General features: G+C 48.6%; 28 protein-coding genes. 5 read left to right on the forward strand and 23 right to left on the reverse strand.

Annotation, left to right across the window (positions count from 1 at the left end; translation table 11 throughout):
* Positions 1-18: 18 nt before the first annotated feature.
* The 5 genes from IC230_RS12925 to IC230_RS12945 are packed head-to-tail and all read left to right on the forward strand — an operon-like array spanning position 19 to position 4,802.
* Positions 19-585, forward strand: a complete 567-nt coding sequence (locus tag IC230_RS12925; RefSeq protein ID WP_191039448.1) for a terminase small subunit — start codon at positions 19-21, stop codon at positions 583-585.
* Positions 586-616: 31 nt separating this feature from the next.
* A complete protein-coding gene (locus tag IC230_RS12930; protein ID WP_191039449.1) occupies positions 617-2,056 on the forward strand; it encodes a hypothetical protein in 1,440 nt (479 codons plus the stop codon).
* Positions 2,057-2,062: 6 nt separating this feature from the next.
* Positions 2,063-3,460 (forward strand): phage portal protein, encoded by a 1,398-nt coding sequence (locus IC230_RS12935; protein ID WP_191039450.1) that lies wholly within the window; start codon positions 2,063-2,065, stop codon positions 3,458-3,460.
* Positions 3,460-3,762 carry a LytTR family DNA-binding domain-containing protein gene (locus IC230_RS12940; RefSeq protein WP_191039451.1) on the forward strand — a complete coding sequence of 101 codons (303 nt, stop codon included), beginning with the start codon at positions 3,460-3,462 and terminating at the stop codon, positions 3,760-3,762. The genes IC230_RS12935 and IC230_RS12940 overlap by 1 nt, the downstream gene beginning before the upstream one ends.
* The gene (locus IC230_RS12945) at positions 3,759-4,802 is read left to right on the forward strand and encodes a structural protein (RefSeq protein ID WP_191039452.1); all 1,044 of its coding nucleotides are present in this window, start codon (positions 3,759-3,761) and stop codon (positions 4,800-4,802) included. Before IC230_RS12940 ends, IC230_RS12945 begins: the two co-directional genes overlap by 4 nt.
* Here the strand turns inward: IC230_RS12945 and IC230_RS12950 are convergent.
* From IC230_RS12950 to IC230_RS13055, 23 genes are all read right to left on the reverse strand, one after another.
* Complete coding sequence (locus IC230_RS12950) at positions 4,778-5,092, reverse strand: hypothetical protein (protein WP_191039453.1); 315 nt, start codon at positions 5,090-5,092, stop codon at positions 4,778-4,780. The two genes, IC230_RS12945 and IC230_RS12950, sit on opposite strands and share 25 nt — an antisense overlap.
* A gap of 218 nt (positions 5,093-5,310) precedes the next feature.
* Positions 5,311-5,619, reverse strand: coding sequence for a hypothetical protein (locus IC230_RS12955; protein ID WP_191039454.1), 309 nt, complete (start codon positions 5,617-5,619; stop codon positions 5,311-5,313).
* A gap of 8 nt (positions 5,620-5,627) precedes the next feature.
* Positions 5,628-5,912 carry a hypothetical protein gene (locus tag IC230_RS12960; protein ID WP_191039455.1) on the reverse strand — a complete coding sequence of 95 codons (285 nt, stop codon included), beginning with the start codon at positions 5,910-5,912 and terminating at the stop codon, positions 5,628-5,630.
* Between the two features lie 47 nt (positions 5,913-5,959).
* Complete coding sequence (locus IC230_RS12965; protein WP_191039456.1) at positions 5,960-6,454, reverse strand: hypothetical protein; 495 nt, start codon at positions 6,452-6,454, stop codon at positions 5,960-5,962.
* A 444-nt stretch (positions 6,455-6,898) separates the two neighbouring features.
* A complete protein-coding gene (locus IC230_RS12970) occupies positions 6,899-7,252 on the reverse strand; it encodes a hypothetical protein (RefSeq protein WP_191039457.1) in 354 nt (117 codons plus the stop codon).
* A gap of 7 nt (positions 7,253-7,259) precedes the next feature.
* Positions 7,260-7,616 (reverse strand): hypothetical protein, encoded by a 357-nt coding sequence (locus IC230_RS12975; RefSeq protein WP_191039458.1) that lies wholly within the window; start codon positions 7,614-7,616, stop codon positions 7,260-7,262.
* On the reverse strand, positions 7,613-7,975 hold the full coding sequence (locus tag IC230_RS12980; RefSeq protein WP_191039459.1) for a DUF1489 family protein: 363 nt from the start codon (positions 7,973-7,975) through the stop codon (positions 7,613-7,615). The genes IC230_RS12975 and IC230_RS12980 overlap by 4 nt, the downstream gene beginning before the upstream one ends.
* Complete coding sequence (locus IC230_RS12985) at positions 7,972-8,640, reverse strand: hypothetical protein (protein ID WP_191039460.1); 669 nt, start codon at positions 8,638-8,640, stop codon at positions 7,972-7,974. Before IC230_RS12985 ends, IC230_RS12980 begins: the two co-directional genes overlap by 4 nt.
* Positions 8,637-8,798: a hypothetical protein gene (locus IC230_RS12990; protein WP_191039461.1), complete on the reverse strand. Its 162-nt coding sequence runs from the start codon at positions 8,796-8,798 to the stop codon at positions 8,637-8,639. Before IC230_RS12990 ends, IC230_RS12985 begins: the two co-directional genes overlap by 4 nt.
* A gap of 185 nt (positions 8,799-8,983) precedes the next feature.
* Entirely contained in the window at positions 8,984-9,871 is an 888-nt protein-coding gene (locus IC230_RS12995; RefSeq protein ID WP_191039462.1) for a DNA methyltransferase family protein, read from the reverse strand.
* Entirely contained in the window at positions 9,868-10,461 is a 594-nt protein-coding gene (locus tag IC230_RS13000) for a nucleotidyltransferase family protein (protein WP_191039463.1), read from the reverse strand. Before IC230_RS13000 ends, IC230_RS12995 begins: the two co-directional genes overlap by 4 nt.
* A gap of 64 nt (positions 10,462-10,525) precedes the next feature.
* The gene (locus tag IC230_RS13005) at positions 10,526-11,062 is read right to left on the reverse strand and encodes a DUF4494 family protein (RefSeq protein WP_191039464.1); all 537 of its coding nucleotides are present in this window, start codon (positions 11,060-11,062) and stop codon (positions 10,526-10,528) included.
* Between the two features lie 11 nt (positions 11,063-11,073).
* Entirely contained in the window at positions 11,074-11,352 is a 279-nt protein-coding gene (locus IC230_RS13010; RefSeq protein WP_191039465.1) for a hypothetical protein, read from the reverse strand.
* Positions 11,353-11,378: 26 nt separating this feature from the next.
* Positions 11,379-11,855 carry a VRR-NUC domain-containing protein gene (locus IC230_RS13015; protein ID WP_191039466.1) on the reverse strand — a complete coding sequence of 159 codons (477 nt, stop codon included), beginning with the start codon at positions 11,853-11,855 and terminating at the stop codon, positions 11,379-11,381.
* Positions 11,842-12,840 carry a P-loop NTPase family protein gene (locus IC230_RS13020; protein WP_191039467.1) on the reverse strand — a complete coding sequence of 333 codons (999 nt, stop codon included), beginning with the start codon at positions 12,838-12,840 and terminating at the stop codon, positions 11,842-11,844. The genes IC230_RS13015 and IC230_RS13020 overlap by 14 nt, the downstream gene beginning before the upstream one ends.
* Entirely contained in the window at positions 12,731-13,657 is a 927-nt protein-coding gene (locus tag IC230_RS13025) for a hypothetical protein (protein ID WP_191039468.1), read from the reverse strand. Before IC230_RS13025 ends, IC230_RS13020 begins: the two co-directional genes overlap by 110 nt.
* 22 nt (positions 13,658-13,679) lie before the next feature.
* Positions 13,680-13,802 carry a hypothetical protein gene (locus IC230_RS34475; protein ID WP_262893162.1) on the reverse strand — a complete coding sequence of 41 codons (123 nt, stop codon included), beginning with the start codon at positions 13,800-13,802 and terminating at the stop codon, positions 13,680-13,682.
* 121 nt (positions 13,803-13,923) lie between these two features.
* Entirely contained in the window at positions 13,924-14,208 is a 285-nt protein-coding gene (locus IC230_RS13030) for a hypothetical protein (RefSeq protein ID WP_191039469.1), read from the reverse strand.
* Complete coding sequence (locus IC230_RS13035) at positions 14,205-14,603, reverse strand: hypothetical protein (RefSeq protein ID WP_191039470.1); 399 nt, start codon at positions 14,601-14,603, stop codon at positions 14,205-14,207. Before IC230_RS13035 ends, IC230_RS13030 begins: the two co-directional genes overlap by 4 nt.
* Before the next feature lie 74 nt (positions 14,604-14,677).
* Positions 14,678-14,953, reverse strand: a complete 276-nt coding sequence (locus IC230_RS13040) for a hypothetical protein (protein ID WP_191039471.1) — start codon at positions 14,951-14,953, stop codon at positions 14,678-14,680.
* Between the two features lie 134 nt (positions 14,954-15,087).
* Positions 15,088-15,363, reverse strand: coding sequence for a helix-turn-helix domain-containing protein (locus IC230_RS13045; RefSeq protein WP_191039472.1), 276 nt, complete (start codon positions 15,361-15,363; stop codon positions 15,088-15,090).
* Positions 15,364-15,377: 14 nt separating this feature from the next.
* On the reverse strand, positions 15,378-16,154 hold the full coding sequence (locus tag IC230_RS13050; RefSeq protein ID WP_191039473.1) for a phage antirepressor KilAC domain-containing protein: 777 nt from the start codon (positions 16,152-16,154) through the stop codon (positions 15,378-15,380).
* Positions 16,155-16,157: 3 nt separating this feature from the next.
* Positions 16,158-16,409, reverse strand: a complete 252-nt coding sequence (locus tag IC230_RS13055) for a helix-turn-helix domain-containing protein (protein WP_191039474.1) — start codon at positions 16,407-16,409, stop codon at positions 16,158-16,160.
* Positions 16,410-16,455: the final 46 nt, after the last annotated feature.

Raw genomic sequence — 16,455 nt, forward strand, 5'->3', positions numbered from 1 at the left:
TATACGAAAAGGGTAACAATGGCCAAATCCAATAAAGCAACGTTAACCGCCAAGCAGAAGCGATTCTGTCAGGAATACGTCATTGACCACAATGCGACGAAGGCCGCTATTCGCGCGGGCTATTCCGAAAAATCAGCCCGATTTACCGCCTGCGAATTGTTGGGAAATGTTGGGGTGCAGGAATTCATTGAAGAGTTGGAGAAGTCGCTGACCAAACGGCTGGAAGATCGCTATCTGATCAGCAAGGAGCGCGTATTGAACGAGTACGCCCGTGCCGCCTTTTCCGACATCCGGACCTACTACAATGAAGATGGTACGCTAAAAAACGTTACCGAACTAACCGACGGGGATGCGGCCGCGCTGAGCAGTCTGGAAACCGATGAAATTAAGTTGGGCGAAACGGTCATTGGCAATACGCGTAAAATCAAACTGTACGACAAACTGCGCGCGCTCGATAGCATTGCCCGGGTGATGGGCTACAATGCACCGGAAGATCTGAACGTAAACACCTCAGTCGACATCAGCAAATATTCGGCCGAAGAAAAAGCCTTGCTCGTTAAAATGTCCCGTGGTCTTAATCGCTGAGCAGTTCATATCGCCCGCCTTTCAAAAGGAAATGATTCAGGCTGAACGCGAAGCCTGCATTGAATCCTTCTTTGAATTCGTGCAATCGTTCTGGGATGTAGTGATCAAAGAGGAGCCCGTCTACAATTGGCACATTCCCTTTCTGTGTGCGGAGCTGCAACACTTGTCTACGTTCATTGTCGCCCGTTCACCAAAACCCTACGATTTAATCGTCAACATTCCACCCGGAACAACCAAGAGCACGATTCTCACGGTTATGTTTCCCGCCTGGCTGTGGACGCAGGACCCGACGATCCGAATCATTACCAATTCCTACTCGGCTGATTTGTCGATCGAGCATGCTGTGAAGAGCCGTGATATTATCCAGTCGCCCAAATACCGCCTGTTATTTCCAGACATAAAACTACGCCGGGATAAAACGGCGAAAGCGAATTACGAAAATACCAGCGGGGGCAGTCGGATTGCTTCCTCGACGGGGGGAACGATTACCGGAAAGCACGCCCACGTCATTATTAACGATGACCCGCTGAACCCGACGCAGGCGGCATCCGACGCCGATCGGGAGACGGCCAACAACCACACGAAGACGCTCTCCAGTCGGAAGGTCGACAAAAAGAATACACCGACGATTCTTTTGATGCAGCGTCTGCACGAAGAAGATCCGACGGGCTATATTCTTAAAAAGAAAGGCGACCGCATCAAGCACATTTGTTTGCCGGCTGAGCTGAGTCCCTTAGTCCAACCTATTGAGTTGAGAAAAAACTACGTGGGCGGGCTACTGGACCCGGTGCGATTGGATCGGGAAGTACTGGCTGAAGCAAAGATTGATTTGGGTAGTCTGGGCTACGCGGGTCAGTTTGGCCAGTCACCGTTTGCCGATGGCGGTAATATTATCAAGAAAGACTGGTTTCGCTATATCAACCGCGATACGTTCGAGCGGATGCGACGCAACGAACCGATTGTCTTTTTTGCCGATACGGCCTATACCGAAAAAGCGGATGAGAATGACCCGTCCGGTATTATCGCGACGTGTAAAATTGGGTTTGATCTCTACATCACCCGGGTATCCAAGTTTTATCTGGAGTTCCCGGAATTAATCAAGGAGTTTCCCCTTTGGGTCGGCCGTAACGGTTACACCCCAAGCAGCAGCGTTCGGATCGAGCCGAAAGCCAATGGCCTGTCGGTCATCCAAACCCTGCAGCGCAATACGTCGCTAAACATTACCCGGACCGTTACCCCGAAAGACGATAAGAAAACCCGGCTCACGGCCGAGTCGCCGAAGATCGAATGCGGCCGGGTCTATCTGATCAGCGACGTATGGAATGACGAGTTTATCGGCGAAGTCTGCGGCTTTCCCAATGCTGCCCACGACGAGTACGTCGATCTGCTGGCCTATGCCTGCAATTACCACCTGACCGAATCGGTCAAAGGTGACGAAAATTTGAAACGAGCAGCTACTTATTTCCGATAACTAACTATGAAGTACACCGACATCACCGGCACAGAGGAGGACCTTGAAAAAGTAATAAAAAAGCTCAAGGGCGTAAAATCCGATCTGGACATTGCGACATTCAAAAAGCAGTACGACGTATCGCCCACGCGTGAAATTCTCGACACGTCCCTGCGTCCGGATAAGCCGATTCTCAATGAGCGCAACGAGACCCAGGGCGTTGAGCGGCCGAACCGGCTGGCTTTCCCCCTTCAGAAGCGTATCGTTGGCTCGACGGTCGCCTTTAGTTTCGGCAAACCCGTCCTGCTCAATTGCGAACCCAAAGACGAAACCGATAAGGCGATTTTGGAGGCCGTCAAGCAGATTATGGATGACAATAAGATTGATAGCCATAATCGAAAGGTTGCCCGGAATGTAGCCAAATGCACGGAAGTGGCTGAGGTGTGGTTTCCCGTCAACACCAATGAAGTGCATGACGATTACGGTTTTGATACGTCCTTTAAGCTACGCGTGCAAGTATTCTCGCCCTGGGATGGCAATAAGCTTTATCCCTACTACGATCAAACCGGCGACATGAAAGCCTTCAGCCGGGAGTTTACCCAGCTGGAAGACGGGAATGAAATCACGTTTTTTGAAACCTACACGGATGAGGAAAAGATCGTCTGGAAGAGAGTGCAGGGCGTTTGGGGTGAATTTCACAAAGAGCCCATCGCTATCGGGAAAATTCCGGTGATCTACGGCCATCAGGAGCAGGTCGAGTGGCACGACGTCCAGTCGCTGATCAAGCGCCTGGAAGAGCTGATGTCAAACTTTGCCGATACCAACGACTATAACGGCAGTCCTATACTGGTCTTGACCGGGCAAATCCTCAGCATGGCCAAGAAAGGGGAATCTGGAAAGATGGTGCAGCTGGATCAGGGCGCGAAAGCTGAATACGCCAGCTGGGACCATGCCCCCGAATCAATCAAGCTGGAGATCGAAACGCTGGTGCGTTTTGTCTACAGCCTCAGCCAGACGCCCGATCTGTCGTTCGATTCGGTCAAGGGACTCGACATTTCGGGTATTGCCATGAAGTTTTTATTTTCCGATGCCCATTTGAAGGTGGAAGAAAAACGCGAAATCTTCGATGCCTACCTGCAACGGCGCATCAACGTGGTAAAAGCGTACGTGGCTATGATGGCCAAGAAGTGGGAAAAGGAAGTCAGAAAACTGAAGATCAAACCCGAGATTGTACCGTTCCTGATCACCAACGAAAAAGATCTGATCGATCTACTGGCGGAAGCGTCCGGGGGTAAAGCGCTCATTTCGCAGGAAACGGCGGTGGAACAATCGGGCCTGGTCAAAGATGCCAAAGGGGAGTATCAGAAAATTAAGAATGAGCAGAAAGAGACCGCTGATCTCAATAAGCTCGAATCCACGTTCTAATGAAAATCGTTCTTGAATCCCCGGATCGAATTAGCAGTGTTCAGCATAGCGTTATGTACCTGTTGGGCAATGCGAACTACTCGACCGTAGTATATGATTCCGGGGAGGTGGTGGTGATGGCCTACACGCTGGCCAAATACGAACAGGTGTTGCCCGGCTTCATTCGCGTTCATAAGCGGCACCTGATCAATCCGCGCTACGTAACGGCCCTTACCCCAACGCACGTAGTGATGATGGATGAGGTACGGCTGCCGATCGCGCGCCGGCGCCATGCGGATGTCGTTAAACTTCTCAAACCATGAGCAGTCGTAAGTTTTCGCTAAAAGAGTGGAACGAACAGCACTTCGCCCGGGTAGAAGCCTACATCGGCGATATCGAGCGTATCTTTCAAAAAGCGCTGGCTGAAGCCGTGCGCCTGGCGGTGGATCTGCGCATTAGTCCCGACGATCTGTTCAGCTTCGACGACTACCCGGCCGGTCGCGAACGAATCGAAAAGATTCTTCGGGATCTGGCGTTTGAGTTAATGGTGGCCATCACGACCGCCCAGCAAAACCAGTGGCTGTATGCCAATCAAAAAAACGACGCCATGGTAGCCGCCAGTCTGCCCGCTGCGCTGACAAGCCCGGTTGTGACGGGCAAGTACATGGCCCGAAATCTCGAAGCGTTACAGGCGTTTCAACAGAGGGTGGTGGGGGGGCTTCGCTTATCCGAACGCGTGTGGAAAACGACTCAGCAATTTAGAAAGGAGATCGAACTGGGTCTGGATCTGGGCATCGGGGAGGGGCGCTCGGCCCAGCTGATCAGCAAACAACTTCGGGGGTATCTCAAAGAGCCGGAAATGCTCTTTCGCCGGGTGCGCAGCAAGCGGGGCAACCTGGTCTTATCCAAACACGCCCAGGCGTATAAGCCGGGGCAGGGCGTCTACCGGAGTTCATATAAAAATGCGATGCGCGTAGCGAGAACGGAGATCAACGACGCCTACCGTCAGGCGGATCATCTGCGTTATCTGCAACTGGATTTTGTGGTAGGCATCGAGGTTCGGCGCAGTAACAATCCCTTTGCCTGTGATATCTGTGAGCCGCTGAAAGGCAAATACCCCAAAAACTTTAAGTTCATCGGATGGCATCCAAACTGCCGTTGCGTTGCCATTCCCGTGCTGGCCAGCCGGGAGGAGTTGAGCCGATTGAATGCGATGTTGTTACGGGATGAAGACCCGGCCGCCTTCCGCAGCGAGAACGAAATAACAAAGATCAATCCGGGATTTACCAAATGGCTGGAGGCTAATCAGGAGCGGCTCCTGCGGGCAAAGTCACTGCCTCAGTTCGTGACGGATAACGTTTGAACCCAGGCTTTAAAGTCAGTTGCGGATTGAGTTGAATGTTTATTCATAACCGCCACGACTAAATTAGCGATCTGCTGGAGTTCTTCAGCCGAATAGTCATCCGCCTGTTGCTCGATGGATTCGGCAAAAGCAGTGACGTCTTCGTAGCGCTCAAACTTATCCATTCGCTCAATCAGCGCAATCACTTTATCGGAATGTAGGGTAAGTCTTGGTTGAATGGCCTCATTGAACTCGTTCACCTGCTGCGATAGTTCGTCCGGCGTTGGCTCGGGTAGTGGCTGTTTTTTCATTTTCCTAAAATTGCATTAATTCTGCGACGATTTAGTTGCTTTGACGTGGGCGGATTGATTGAATCACCCAAAGCCCGAAGTTCCTCCAGTTTAGTTGTGGCATCTGACGTTGGCCTGTATAGGTTATTAAGGGCTATTTTAATGTCACGCAAACTCGAAACAAGTTCACTGTGACTATAGCGGCTCGTCAAGGCAATTTGTCTTAGTTTGTCCATAGCCTACACCTCCGCTGGTTTTAAAATCTCTTCCAACCTCCCTTTCATCCACTGACTGGCCTGGTACTGCTGTTCGAACTCTTTATCTTTCACAATGAACGTAGTGAATTTGATTTGGTCCGAATCCGCAACGCGTTCTGCAAACATAACCGATGCGACCCAATCCGGAGCACTGCCGGGTGATTTCTTACGGGTCGATACCTGGCCAGCTTTGCCAAAAGGTTTGACTTTGCGGGATAACCAGGTATAACTGATTTCCTGTTCAGCTTCGTTTTCCTGAAGCAGTTGTTTTCTGTCGATTATTTCGGCCATGTTACTTCTTATTTTAAACCTACACCAACTAAAAATTTCTTCTCACACTCGCCATTCAGGTAATCCACGGCAAGAACCGCAATAGACCGGGACTGTACCGTATCCAGATCGATGCCTTCGTACGTTCGTCGATCCTCGACTAAGATGTTCACCGCTTCTTCATAGCCTTCCCGTACGGGCCGGTTGATGGGCTTCTTCATACCCGGCTCAGCGAGTCGCTTCTGGAGCACCCGAAGGGTGTCTTTGATCTGGGCTTCTGAAGGATTAATATTTAGCAAATTTCCCTTTTTCATGTGTATAAAAAATCTCAAGTAGTATGAGTTAAAAACGCTCTGCTAGATTATAAATATTTTTCAAGCTTGCTTTTTCCAATAAATTCCTTTTCTCTGCCCTCAAAAATATTTCCACCTCCTCGAACTATTAAATAAACAGCCGTAGCAGCTGATAAGAGCAACACATTTTTAAGCCCATCTTTCTTTATAGTCTCTTGGATTGAAATAGCGGTAAGACCCGCACTGGCGAAAGCAAAGGCACACTCAAGTATGCCGTACCAAAATTGCTGCTTTAGTTTTAATAAAAATAATAAATAACCTAAACCTCCAATTGCTAATGCTGGATACACCCCGCCATATTCCTTACTGCCATCGATTAAATTAATCAACTGTTTGCCCCATGGCTTTACAGCCATACTGACTCTAAGTAACTGAATGAAATAAAAAGCGCCCATTCCAACATTGAAAATTAAAAGGAGTACTACGTTAGTAAATGGGTCATTTGTATTCTTTTTTTTAACTGTTTGTGGTGGTGGTGGAATGGGTTTTGTCGGCTTCTTCATAATAGGGTCATTTAAATTATTTTACTGAGGGGTAAATCGAAATACGTTTTTGTCAACAATTATTCACTACAAACTTACTCAAAACGGTAAATCATCCCCAACCGACTCCTGCTTTCGTTTCCAGGCAAACTGTTTATTCAACGTGAAAATATCAGCTCGTAACGAGCAAATATTAATGAATGCGCTAGTGTATTCGTTTACCAGACTTTCCCTGACTAAAAATTCGCTGAATCGTTGAGGAACTTACTTTATATTTCTTAGCGATGGTGTTAACTACTGCAGTTCGGGCAGATCTTGGTTGGAGGAGTTGCTGCAGATCAGACAAAACCTTTCGATTTCTCTTATCTCGTTTCTTCTGCATTTTTGTTTTGATCATCGCGTCTACAGTACTGACTAGGTGTTTCTTAACATCAATATGAGCTGATTTGAGTGTTTTCATAATGATTAATATAATAGTTTATACCCCGACTGTTCCACATTTTTATAAATCGTCTCCCCACAATCCCAGCAGGTAACGTACCCCTGCTGATCCGGTTCGCCGTATCGATGTACTTTGCATGGGGCTTTTATTGGTGATGATACATTTAAGCCATTCCAGCTGGTAACTGGAAATCCGTCTTCATGCTCTGGACCTTCGGTATAGCCCTCAACAATCACTTCAATGATTTCCTGACGCTTACAGGATTCGCATTGGTACGTTTCATAGCAAGGTTGCTTATCGATCAGATCGAGCGGACCCTGACAGTGTTTGCAGCAGAATTCGTAATCGCCGGATAAGGCGTCGGTTAGGGTTGGCATGATTGAGTTATTTGTAACTATAGTTTTTAGTGTCGCCAAACAGAATCGGCTGAATTTTTTTTGACAGAATGACAACACCAGATGAATTGTCGTAAAAGTCACTTACCTTTCCATTCAGCCAGCTATGTGTGCAGATTTGGCCATTAATAACAACCCTGTCAATCAGGAAGTACCAGTGGTGATATTTCGCTGATACATTACTCTCCTCATCTCCGCAAATAATGCCATCAGTATAATTGGTATATTCAATCGCATCAACTGAACGGGTAAAAATCTGATGATACATCCGTACTCGGTAGCCCAGCGCAAAACGAAACCCATGTTTGTAGCCCTTGTTGATATCAATGTCGGTGCGGTAGCTCATGGCCTAAGTGCTGTATATCGCCATCCCTGAAAACCGTTTTGCTCTGGCAATCCGGCAACCGACGTCCAGTTGACCATTACGAGCACTTTCCCGGAAGTCTGGCCTCGATCATTGTGCCAATCCCAATTGCTGGCGTCGTCCAGATCCACAATATGAAAGTATCCGCGGACCTGACCGTCGTAGATCATGTAACAGACTGAGCCGATTAGATTCTCCATTGGCACCCTGGGTAGTCGGATCGTCCAGTACCATTTTTTACCCTGACGCATGGTTTCGCCGTCGCATTGTTTGCAGACCTTCTCGGCCAGTGGCCAGGTCTTAAAGCGGCCTTTTGGAATGGTTGCTACGATGTTTTTCATTTCCAGTCAGCAGGTTTGTCGATTCGCTCAAACTCAACTACCCAAACAAAGGGATTTGACGCAAGCGAACCTTTGCCATTTATAAGCTCCCATAATGAAAAATAGGAACTGATGGGCGAAAGAAACCCCCAGTCGTCATCGCCTTTATGCAGATAATTTTTGTAGTCAGTTTGACTGAGATCATCCTGAGAATAGCAGTAAACACCCTCTGCGGCAGCATCCGCTTCACTAATTTCTATTAGTCTTTCAACACGGATAGATTTGATTTGTAGAAACAGTCTAGCAGCTTCTTTGGGCATGAACATGGACGATTTCCAAGGCCCTGCGCATTGCAAGTCAACGCCATTTTCATTTCTCCACCATAGGCCATTGATCCCATCGACGGTTCGAGCATCAGCTTTATAGCCGTATTTGCTGAACTTGCCATCAACCGGTTGATATGTTTCTTTCACCCATAATACATCACCAGGTCGACCGAAAGGAGGAGTAATATTGTGATAGTCAGTACCTGATTTTGCCAAACTCGGCCAACCAAACCAAACCTCAAGCGGCCTGCCATCGCTGGTATCCGGCTGTGGCTTAACGATACGCCGGGTCTGGGTTTTGGTGCCAGCCAACAACGCCTGCACCATCTCTGTTTTAAATAAGATTGGTCTAAATTTCATGCTTTTTTCTTGCTCTTGGGAGCCGGTTTCGTGGTTTTGGGTTTAGCTACTGCCGGCTTTTTCTTCGCCTGCAGCTCAGCAATCTGTTTGCGGATCAGGGCTACTTCAGCCAGCTTGATCGACAGGCTATCTTTCAGGAATTGTATGGTAATGGCCATTGTGTTCTGATTAAATGTCTATTGACCAAATCGTGTCAAATAATTCGGGTTTGGTTGAGAGAATGGTTATGAGATAGGGGTGATAGTCCCATGAGTCCCCATACTTTATATATGAAAAACCTATCACCCCTGTTGGTATCGAAGCGGAACGTAACGGGTAGGAGGTCCACGTGGCTGAGTGCTGGTCATGAGAACAAGCTTAGTTGAGTGCCGTAATGCTGACGGCTAATGGCTTTTGATGTTGTTCTGGGCGCAATGCGGACTGGCTCAGTTTTTCGCTTTGCAGATACAATCAGCGTATCGACGATGGTGCCAGATCCTCTAAATTCCTTATTGCTCAAATGCTCAAATTCCACATTAGCCAATTGGCTATATAAATCGTCTTCTTCCGCTTTTTTGGGTAGAACACAAACGATGTCGCCACCCGGTGCCAGGTGTCCGACCATCTTGGTAAAGTGGGTTTTATACTGATCCTTTGCGAAGGGAGGGTTCGCGATTATTATATCGTACTGGCGATCGTTCGGCAATTGCATGAAGTCGGCACAGATCCGCTGGTAGCCCATCTGTTTAATGATCTTGTTTTCCAGACACAGGTAATTAAACTCGTCCAATTCGCATAGATCAACCTGGCTTTTGGACCAAGCATTAATCCTAAAATCCTCGCCTGTTTTGCCATTACCCTGGAACATGCACGTACGAAGCAGGATTTCCATCAGAATATTACCGCGTCCAACACTGGGTTCCAGAATGCGTTTACCGTGCCAGAAGTCGATACCTTGAGGCAACTTCTCTATCATTTTCCTGCAAACTGTATGAGGTGTGGCGAAGTATTGAGTGAGCTGCTTCCAGTTTACCCCCTGCTCGAAAATTCGCTGAAGTACGTTTGTTGGATCAGACGTGAATAGAAAGCCTTTCCGTTTCCAAACTCCGCCTACATCCGTGATCATCCGTTTAAATCGCGGATAATCTTCGATCTGGTATTCAGGCAGACCAAGCCAGTACTCCTTCTGCTTTGGATGAGTTAGCGTACAATCTTCGAATATGCGCCGTAACGTTTCCTGCTGCGTTTTCATAGGTTCCGCAGTTTAGGTTCGACCCACTTCACGCCGATCCAGTCGAAAAATTCTTGCTCCGATTCCCAAACTGGTGGCTTTTCACCCTTTGGATTGATGCAGATCCATTTTTTCTTACCGCCGGTTATTCGCTCCTGACAATCTTCAATCCGGCGCAGGCCTTGATCAGAGCCGCACCAACCCTTGGCCACCCAGCCGCCAGCGATGACCCGGGCTGAATAGTCGGCACTACCGGTACGTATCGCGTATTGACGGTAATAATCATGGGGTTCGGGAATAAACAGATCAAGATTGATCGTATGGGGCAAAGTGGGCAGTTCGATCTGCATGTATTTTCCATCCGGTTTGCCTTTGATGACCCTACCCAGACTAGCCACGACGTTGCAGAAAGCGAGGATAGGCTTGCGCTCGGGATTACCAAATAACTCCGCCGGTGGAGCCAGGAAGGTAAGCGGCTGGCAGACAAGCTCAATGTCTTTGACCTCGGGTTTGTAGCGACGTACGCTACCGGCGATGTTGATCTTCTCGCAGTACGGTTTGAGTTGATTACCGATCGTAATGGCAATTTCTTTGGCTGTTTTCAGGTCCATTTTACAAATGAGAGTTGAAGAATCGCCCGGCTCAATATGTCCGGGCTGACTGGTCTACTTGTTCTTAATCGTCGTCATCGTCCTTTGCCGAACCATCGTCATTGAATAGCTCTGACTGATTGATGTCCCAGCTGTGGCGTCCAAGCTCTTTAAGCATGTCCTGACGATTATACCAGTCCCCTTGCCAGAGTTCATTGTTAGGATGCCAAACCGACTGTATATCCGTTTTCTTGACGTTCGTTACGTGACTGGCATCGGCACTGCCGTGTTGAGCCAACGCCCGTTCAATGGCCTGCTCAGCGTCTTTGGCCGGAATCAGATAGCTTGTTTTTTCATCCAGCCAGTTTAGGTCAATCCGGTAAAAGGGGTCCGGTATTGTTGCATGATCGTCTGTACCCGAAAAAAAGACAACGTAGTCGTAAGTGGCTTTGGCAATGGCGTCCACGTCAGGATCTTTGATGCGTCGCTTAAGCTGCTCATAACAGTGTTTTTCGACTTCGCCGAAATTGACAGCCTCGTGAAGGAATAATTCAGAAACAGTTTTGATTTTGCCTTCAACCGTCTGATCGTACTTGACTTTAGATTGATACCAGGTGAGCATAATAAGATAGTTTAAGAATGAGCAGGTACTAGTTTTAATCGACGATTACCCCGTCGCCAAGTGTCTAGCTTCTCCAGTTTCCAATGGGGCAACTGCTGAACAATCAAGGCTAGTTGCCAGCTGATCAGCAGAGGTTTGTTCTTACCTCGAAACTGAACCCAGGTATAGTTTCCATCACTTTTAAACGAGACTATACTGGCGGGATTCGTCGGCCCGATTTTGGGTAGGTAAATCGTACCGGGGGGATGCTGAGCCAGTATCTTGTAGGCTCTGGGGGGGAATGTTGGCATAATTATGAATTGTTTAGAATACTGATTCAGGATAAATAGACATCGACGATCAATTTGAATTCCTCAAAGGTTTGGGGGATTTCAACTGCGTAACCCATACCGCGCAGGTAGGCATGAATGATGGCCTGCTTATCAGATGGCTTACGGTCTTTCACCTTCATTTCGATGAACAGACCCGGATGGGTGTCCGTAGGAACGGCCACGTGTAAATCGGGAATGCCCGATACTAATCCCTCATCTTCCAGCCAGGCAGCCAGAGCAAACGAACGTTTGGCGGCATTCGGAACAGCGTAGATCAGATACTGCGGATACTGCAACCGAAACCACTCCACACAACGGGCTTGCAGGCCATGCTCTTCCTGATCGACATTCTCAGACCGATACTCATCTGCGGTGATGGTATTAGGCTGTGGCGCCTTCCTGCCTTTTTTCGTCGAAAGACCTTTCTGGACGTTTTTATGAAATGCCTGAAATTCGGCAGCGGTCATATTATTCTTGCTCATCGGTTTCTTCGTCTACTTGATTGGGATCAATCCGGATGGATTCACCGGGAAAGAATACCGATTCGTTCATTTCGGTAAATCGGTCATAATTGCGCGTACCATAGATAGCTTCCAGCTCATCCGGCTCTTTGTTGGAAGTCCAGTGCGTTTTTTTGCCGTTGTCGATGTAAGCCTCATAGACGCTGTTGATCAGCTCATCCATCGGGTCCACATCTTCCGCGTAAAGCTTGGTCCATCGCTTTTCCGCTCCCAGGTCGTCGATGAGCCAGTTACCCTGGTCGATACGGGAAAGGGCTTTCAGGCTTTGGTCGTTTTTGATCGTTCGCATCAATCGTTTAGAGCCGACCATGCTGAAACGCATCTCGTTGATGGGTACCACGTCGCAGAGAATGGACATCATCCGGAACAGGTAGGTCTTGCCTACGCCGACGGCTCCATAGACGTACAGGTTTTTCGTGAGGGAAATTGGTCCTGTCGGATCGCCGATGAAGTATTTGGTTACGTCATCGACAACTTTGAAGGTTTCTTCCGTCCAGTAGGGAGTCCGAGCCCGGTTGGCCAGGTCATTCTCATAAATAGCCTGAACAATAAACTGGGCTTCATCGAAAGGTAAAGCCTGCATACGTCCGGGTTTGCGCAGATTGTTAATGCGGCCCAAAATGGCATCAACCCGGCTGACGTTACGGTTGGTTACAGTATCCACTCCGCCCACTCTTCGACGGAGGGATCTGCCATCTTCAGAGAGTTTGGTCGGGTCAATGGGACGCACGAACGGTTTATTGAAGATTTCGTCTCGACGTTTGTTGATGGTAATCCGGGTTTCATCGTACCGCTGCTGCTGTTCCGGCGTTGGGAAACCTAAGTATTCCATCGTTTCACTGTCCATTTCGCCCACCAACGGACCGGGTGAATTTTTTGGCTGTATAGTTGGTACGGATGATTTCACGTTGTCCTGTGGCTGGGGATTCTGAATTGGATTTTCCATTACGTTCAATGATTTCGTCGTTAAAGGCTTTTTCTTCGAGGTACTTGGACGGGATTTTACGGTAGCGTTTTTCGGGGGTTGATTTGACGTAGAGCGGCGTGTGCGCCATCGCCGTTGCGCGCTCGCCGTCGGTTAGTTCAACCCAGAGCCTTCGGCAGTAGAATTCGCCACTGTTGTACTGGTAGGCTTTGTACCAGTCTGAGAATTTGACATTCAGCTCCTCCGAGTTGCTTTTGAAAAAAAACGGATCTCGTTTTGGCGGATCGGATGAAGACGGCTTAGGGGGAACGCGCGGAATGAGGGGGACTTTTTGGACTCTTTTTTTTGCAGAGCGAAAGGCAATAATTTTTTTTCGCTCACTCGCTATAGAGAGTTTAAAAAAAGTCTTTAGTCTTATATATACAGAGTTGGTGTCATTTTTTGACACCTTCTTTGACACCTTCCTTGATACCTTTTCGCTTTTAGGTGTCAATTTTTGATGCCTTTCCTGACACCTTTCCTGATACCTTTCCGACGAAATAGGTGTCAATTTTTGATACCTTAATTGATACCTTACCCGGTTTCCTCGACCCATGCCGCCAAGCTCAAAATCGAGCAGACCGGCCATAACCAACCGGTCCCGGCATGGCTTTAGTGTATTCACTTTAATTCCAATATTCCCCTTCAATTTATCATCGGCGTAATCGAACTCATTAGGCCAGCCCAGGCGATTGGCTACGTTCAGCAGGTAGAAGTATAAGCGTGAATCATTACCCGAAAAGCTATACTCTTCATCCACCTTCCAGAAGCGGTTCATTAGTTCGATATAGGAAAGCATAGAGTACGTTGAGCGAGACGTTTTAAAACAGATACTTGAATGCGCCATACACCAGGCCAGCCACGGCCGATAGCATCACGGCGCACATGATCAGCAGGGAGACAAAGACGCCCGTTTCGGGGTTATGTTCGGGTTTATAAGCCATGGCTATACAGATTGACGTTTACGGGCTTTTTCGCGCTGTTTCCAGTCTTTCGATTCCTGGCGGAGTTGTTTCTGACGTTCTTTCTCCGCCTTCAGTTCGGGTGCGTGGGTCGACTTCATGGTTAATAGCGATGCGTATTATTGACCCAGTTGAACCCCATCGCATCCAGCCAATTAAGCAGCACAACAATGCCGACCAAGCAGAACAGAATTATCGCCATGGGCATGATTGCCCCGATTTCGCGCTTGATGAATTCGCGAACTTTTGGCATGTACGTCCAATGGAGCTCCCGCAGGACGATGAAGATGAAAAAGCCGTTGAGCAGGGCCGCGCAGAAAAGAATTAGCCGAATGGCTATCATGGCCAGTACGGCCAGGCATTGCATGGGTGTGAAGTCCTGATTCATGCCAGTACGTTGTTTTCAATGCCCCGAACCTCATCCCGCACCGCTTCAGCAATCTGCTCGATTGTCATCTCCGGATGCACGAACACCCAAATTTTCTCGCGAACCACATTCGTATCCTGATAGGCACCATCTTCATCGCGATCCACGTAGCCATTACCGCAGGGCGTTTTGACGACGTACTCCAGTGCGCGCCGGGAGTCGTGTTTGTGGTTGTCGTCATTAAATTCAATGGTCAGACAGTAGGGGCCACTGTAGGCGTAAACCAACGCATCGAGCGGCTCGAAATCCTGCTCATTGTCCAGATCGGCGAGCGTCAGGCCGCTGGTGGGTGGATTCAGCCGCTCCAGCACCGCCAGGGCGACCGATAATTTTTCGTGACTCGGGATAGATTTCATAGTTTTGTTTGAATTTTGATTACTGCACAGACCGGAGGCACTTGCTTCCGGTTTTGTCTTTGGTGGTAATGCGACTACTGATTGGCTTTGTAGGCCTTCCGAATGGCATTCTTATGATTCAGCGCCCAGATTTTTTGCCCATCAATATCAAAAAGGGTTAGTCCTTTTCTGATGTTGATTTCTGCTCTCTTTTCGGCCGTTACGTCGGGAAACACCGATGGGATCGGAATCCTACGTTTACTAGGTCGCGTTGAGGCTGGGCGAGATTCTGGAGCTTGACTTGACGAAGCAGCAGTAGCTGCCATCATTGCGGCCATTAGGCCCACGTTACCTGCGATGATTTTTTGCATGATTATGAAATGGTTAGAATTGTGAATAATCTTTTGGTGGGAGGGAAGGAAGATCCGGGAGGCATTGCCCCCCGGTCTTGACCTACTTCTATCCACACCTGCTAAGGCTTTCACCTTAGCACTATCTTTATCGCTTAGGCGTGCACCTTTCCGGCGGAGCGCCATGCGTCTAAATCTTTTCGGAGGTAGCTAATGATGCGGCCCACTTTTTCGTAGGGGAGGCCCCGCTGCCGGTAGTGATACATCGTCTTTTGCTCGACGCCCAAATATTTGGCGGCATCCGCTTCGTAGTAGCGCGTGTTCCCCAGCTGCTCGGTCGCCTGATTGAGCGCCTTCGTGTTGGCATCCATTAGGGCTTCGATGCGGGTAAGCTGATCGGGGAGCATGGCCAGTGTTTGCAGAAAATCCATAACGTGGGAGTGGTTTAGGCGATACCAAGCTGATTGACCGGGTAGGCCAGGTCAGCCGTGCGAAATGCCGGATTTAGCTTACTGTGAATGAACAGCCGACCTTTTTCGGTCCAGACCAGATAGTGTTTTGTTTGCGGCTTACCCTGCGAATCCGTATAAGGGTGCGTTTTCAGCACCGCGTAGCCTTGAGCCTCGTGTTTGGAATAGAGTACCCAGATGCCCCGCTGTTTCCAGATGACGCCAATGGCGTGTAGTTTTTTATGCAGCGCAATAGCCGACATGCCCAGTTCTTTGCCAATAACCGTAGTGGTCAGCTCGGTTTCGCTGGATAAGACGGCATCCGCGTATTGAGCTTTGGGGCGCAGGGTTTCGTTTTCAGCCTGGAGCCGCTCGTTTTGCTCAACCTGACCCAGCAGAGCAACCAGTGCTTCTTTGAAGGTTTGGGGAAGTTGGGGTTGCAGGGCACGACGGCGAGCTTCAGCGAATGAGCGCACCAGCACTGATTTGAATTCAACGACGCGCTCACTGTTTCGCGAAAGGGTGCCGACAAATAGTGCCTGATCTTCGGTGAGCCTAGCAAATACTATCTGATTTGCGGCTCCTACCGAATTTCTGACAGTCGCCGTTTCAAACGCGACCTGTCCAAATCCACTTTCAATAGCGGATAAATAGGTCCTTATGGTATCAAGTAGGCTTTTGTGATTAATGCCGAGCCCCTCGCAAAAATCCAACGTACTGACAACCGGAATACCCTTGGTATTACTGGAAATGGGTAAGATTATGTCGGTCATGATTCAGGCGAGGGCTGCATTTAAACGTTCCTGTTTTTCCTTTTCGATTTGCTTTGCCTCATTCTCAAGAGCCACCAGTTGCGTTACCAGTTGCTCTACATCGTCAACGGTGGGTGTTGTGCGTCCCTTGAACCAATTGTGTAGCGTATTTTCGACACGCCCCATCCGTTCAGCTACTTTTTTGATACCACCCGGCACGTCTAGGCACCGTTCACGGATTTTTTTAAGCCGCTGGGTCAATGATTGTTGCGCCATTTCCTAGATATTGATTTATATTGCGGTTGCGGTTGATACTACCGTT

It is taken from the genome of Spirosoma validum, assembly GCF_014699035.1.
GTDB lineage: Bacteria > Bacteroidota > Bacteroidia > Cytophagales > Spirosomataceae > Spirosoma > Spirosoma validum.

Excerpts from the sequence above, each read along its gene's own strand:
- IC230_RS12990 (WP_191039461.1), bottom strand. The coding sequence starts at position 8,798 with ATGGCCATTACCATACAATTCCTGAAAGATAGCCTGTCGATCAAGCTG.
- IC230_RS13045 (WP_191039472.1), bottom strand. The coding sequence starts at position 15,363 with ATGGATTTTCTGCAAACACTGGCCATGCTCCCCGATCAGCTTACCCGC.
- IC230_RS12985 (WP_191039460.1), bottom strand. The coding sequence starts at position 8,640 with ATGAAATTTAGACCAATCTTATTTAAAACAGAGATGGTGCAGGCGTTG.
- IC230_RS12935 (WP_191039450.1), top strand. The coding sequence starts at position 2,063 with ATGAAGTACACCGACATCACCGGCACAGAGGAGGACCTTGAAAAAGTA.
- IC230_RS12965 (WP_191039456.1), bottom strand. The coding sequence starts at position 6,454 with ATGAAGAAGCCGACAAAACCCATTCCACCACCACCACAAACAGTTAAA.
- IC230_RS12955 (WP_191039454.1), bottom strand. The coding sequence starts at position 5,619 with ATGGCCGAAATAATCGACAGAAAACAACTGCTTCAGGAAAACGAAGCT.
- IC230_RS13025 (WP_191039468.1), bottom strand. The coding sequence starts at position 13,657 with ATGCTTTCCTATATCGAACTAATGAACCGCTTCTGGAAGGTGGATGAA.
- IC230_RS12930 (WP_191039449.1), top strand. The coding sequence starts at position 617 with ATGATTCAGGCTGAACGCGAAGCCTGCATTGAATCCTTCTTTGAATTC.
- IC230_RS12940 (WP_191039451.1), top strand. The coding sequence starts at position 3,460 with ATGAAAATCGTTCTTGAATCCCCGGATCGAATTAGCAGTGTTCAGCAT.
- IC230_RS13020 (WP_191039467.1), bottom strand. The coding sequence starts at position 12,840 with ATGGAAAATCCAATTCAGAATCCCCAGCCACAGGACAACGTGAAATCA.
- IC230_RS12925 (WP_191039448.1), top strand. The coding sequence starts at position 19 with ATGGCCAAATCCAATAAAGCAACGTTAACCGCCAAGCAGAAGCGATTC.
- IC230_RS12970 (WP_191039457.1), bottom strand. The coding sequence starts at position 7,252 with ATGCCAACCCTAACCGACGCCTTATCCGGCGATTACGAATTCTGCTGC.
- IC230_RS13015 (WP_191039466.1), bottom strand. The coding sequence starts at position 11,855 with ATGAGCAAGAATAATATGACCGCTGCCGAATTTCAGGCATTTCATAAA.
- IC230_RS12980 (WP_191039459.1), bottom strand. The coding sequence starts at position 7,975 with ATGAAAAACATCGTAGCAACCATTCCAAAAGGCCGCTTTAAGACCTGG.
- IC230_RS12960 (WP_191039455.1), bottom strand. The coding sequence starts at position 5,912 with ATGAAAAAGGGAAATTTGCTAAATATTAATCCTTCAGAAGCCCAGATC.
- IC230_RS13055 (WP_191039474.1), bottom strand. The coding sequence starts at position 16,409 with ATGGCGCAACAATCATTGACCCAGCGGCTTAAAAAAATCCGTGAACGG.
- IC230_RS34475 (WP_262893162.1), bottom strand. The coding sequence starts at position 13,802 with ATGGCTTATAAACCCGAACATAACCCCGAAACGGGCGTCTTTGTCTCC.
- IC230_RS13000 (WP_191039463.1), bottom strand. The coding sequence starts at position 10,461 with ATGGACCTGAAAACAGCCAAAGAAATTGCCATTACGATCGGTAATCAA.
- IC230_RS13005 (WP_191039464.1), bottom strand. The coding sequence starts at position 11,062 with ATGCTCACCTGGTATCAATCTAAAGTCAAGTACGATCAGACGGTTGAA.
- IC230_RS13050 (WP_191039473.1), bottom strand. The coding sequence starts at position 16,154 with ATGACCGACATAATCTTACCCATTTCCAGTAATACCAAGGGTATTCCG.
- IC230_RS12995 (WP_191039462.1), bottom strand. The coding sequence starts at position 9,871 with ATGAAAACGCAGCAGGAAACGTTACGGCGCATATTCGAAGATTGTACG.
- IC230_RS13010 (WP_191039465.1), bottom strand. The coding sequence starts at position 11,352 with ATGCCAACATTCCCCCCCAGAGCCTACAAGATACTGGCTCAGCATCCC.
- IC230_RS13040 (WP_191039471.1), bottom strand. The coding sequence starts at position 14,953 with ATGCAAAAAATCATCGCAGGTAACGTGGGCCTAATGGCCGCAATGATG.
- IC230_RS13035 (WP_191039470.1), bottom strand. The coding sequence starts at position 14,603 with ATGAAATCTATCCCGAGTCACGAAAAATTATCGGTCGCCCTGGCGGTG.
- IC230_RS12950 (WP_191039453.1), bottom strand. The coding sequence starts at position 5,092 with ATGAAAAAACAGCCACTACCCGAGCCAACGCCGGACGAACTATCGCAG.
- IC230_RS12945 (WP_191039452.1), top strand. The coding sequence starts at position 3,759 with ATGAGCAGTCGTAAGTTTTCGCTAAAAGAGTGGAACGAACAGCACTTC.
- IC230_RS12975 (WP_191039458.1), bottom strand. The coding sequence starts at position 7,616 with ATGAGCTACCGCACCGACATTGATATCAACAAGGGCTACAAACATGGG.
- IC230_RS13030 (WP_191039469.1), bottom strand. The coding sequence starts at position 14,208 with ATGAATCAGGACTTCACACCCATGCAATGCCTGGCCGTACTGGCCATG.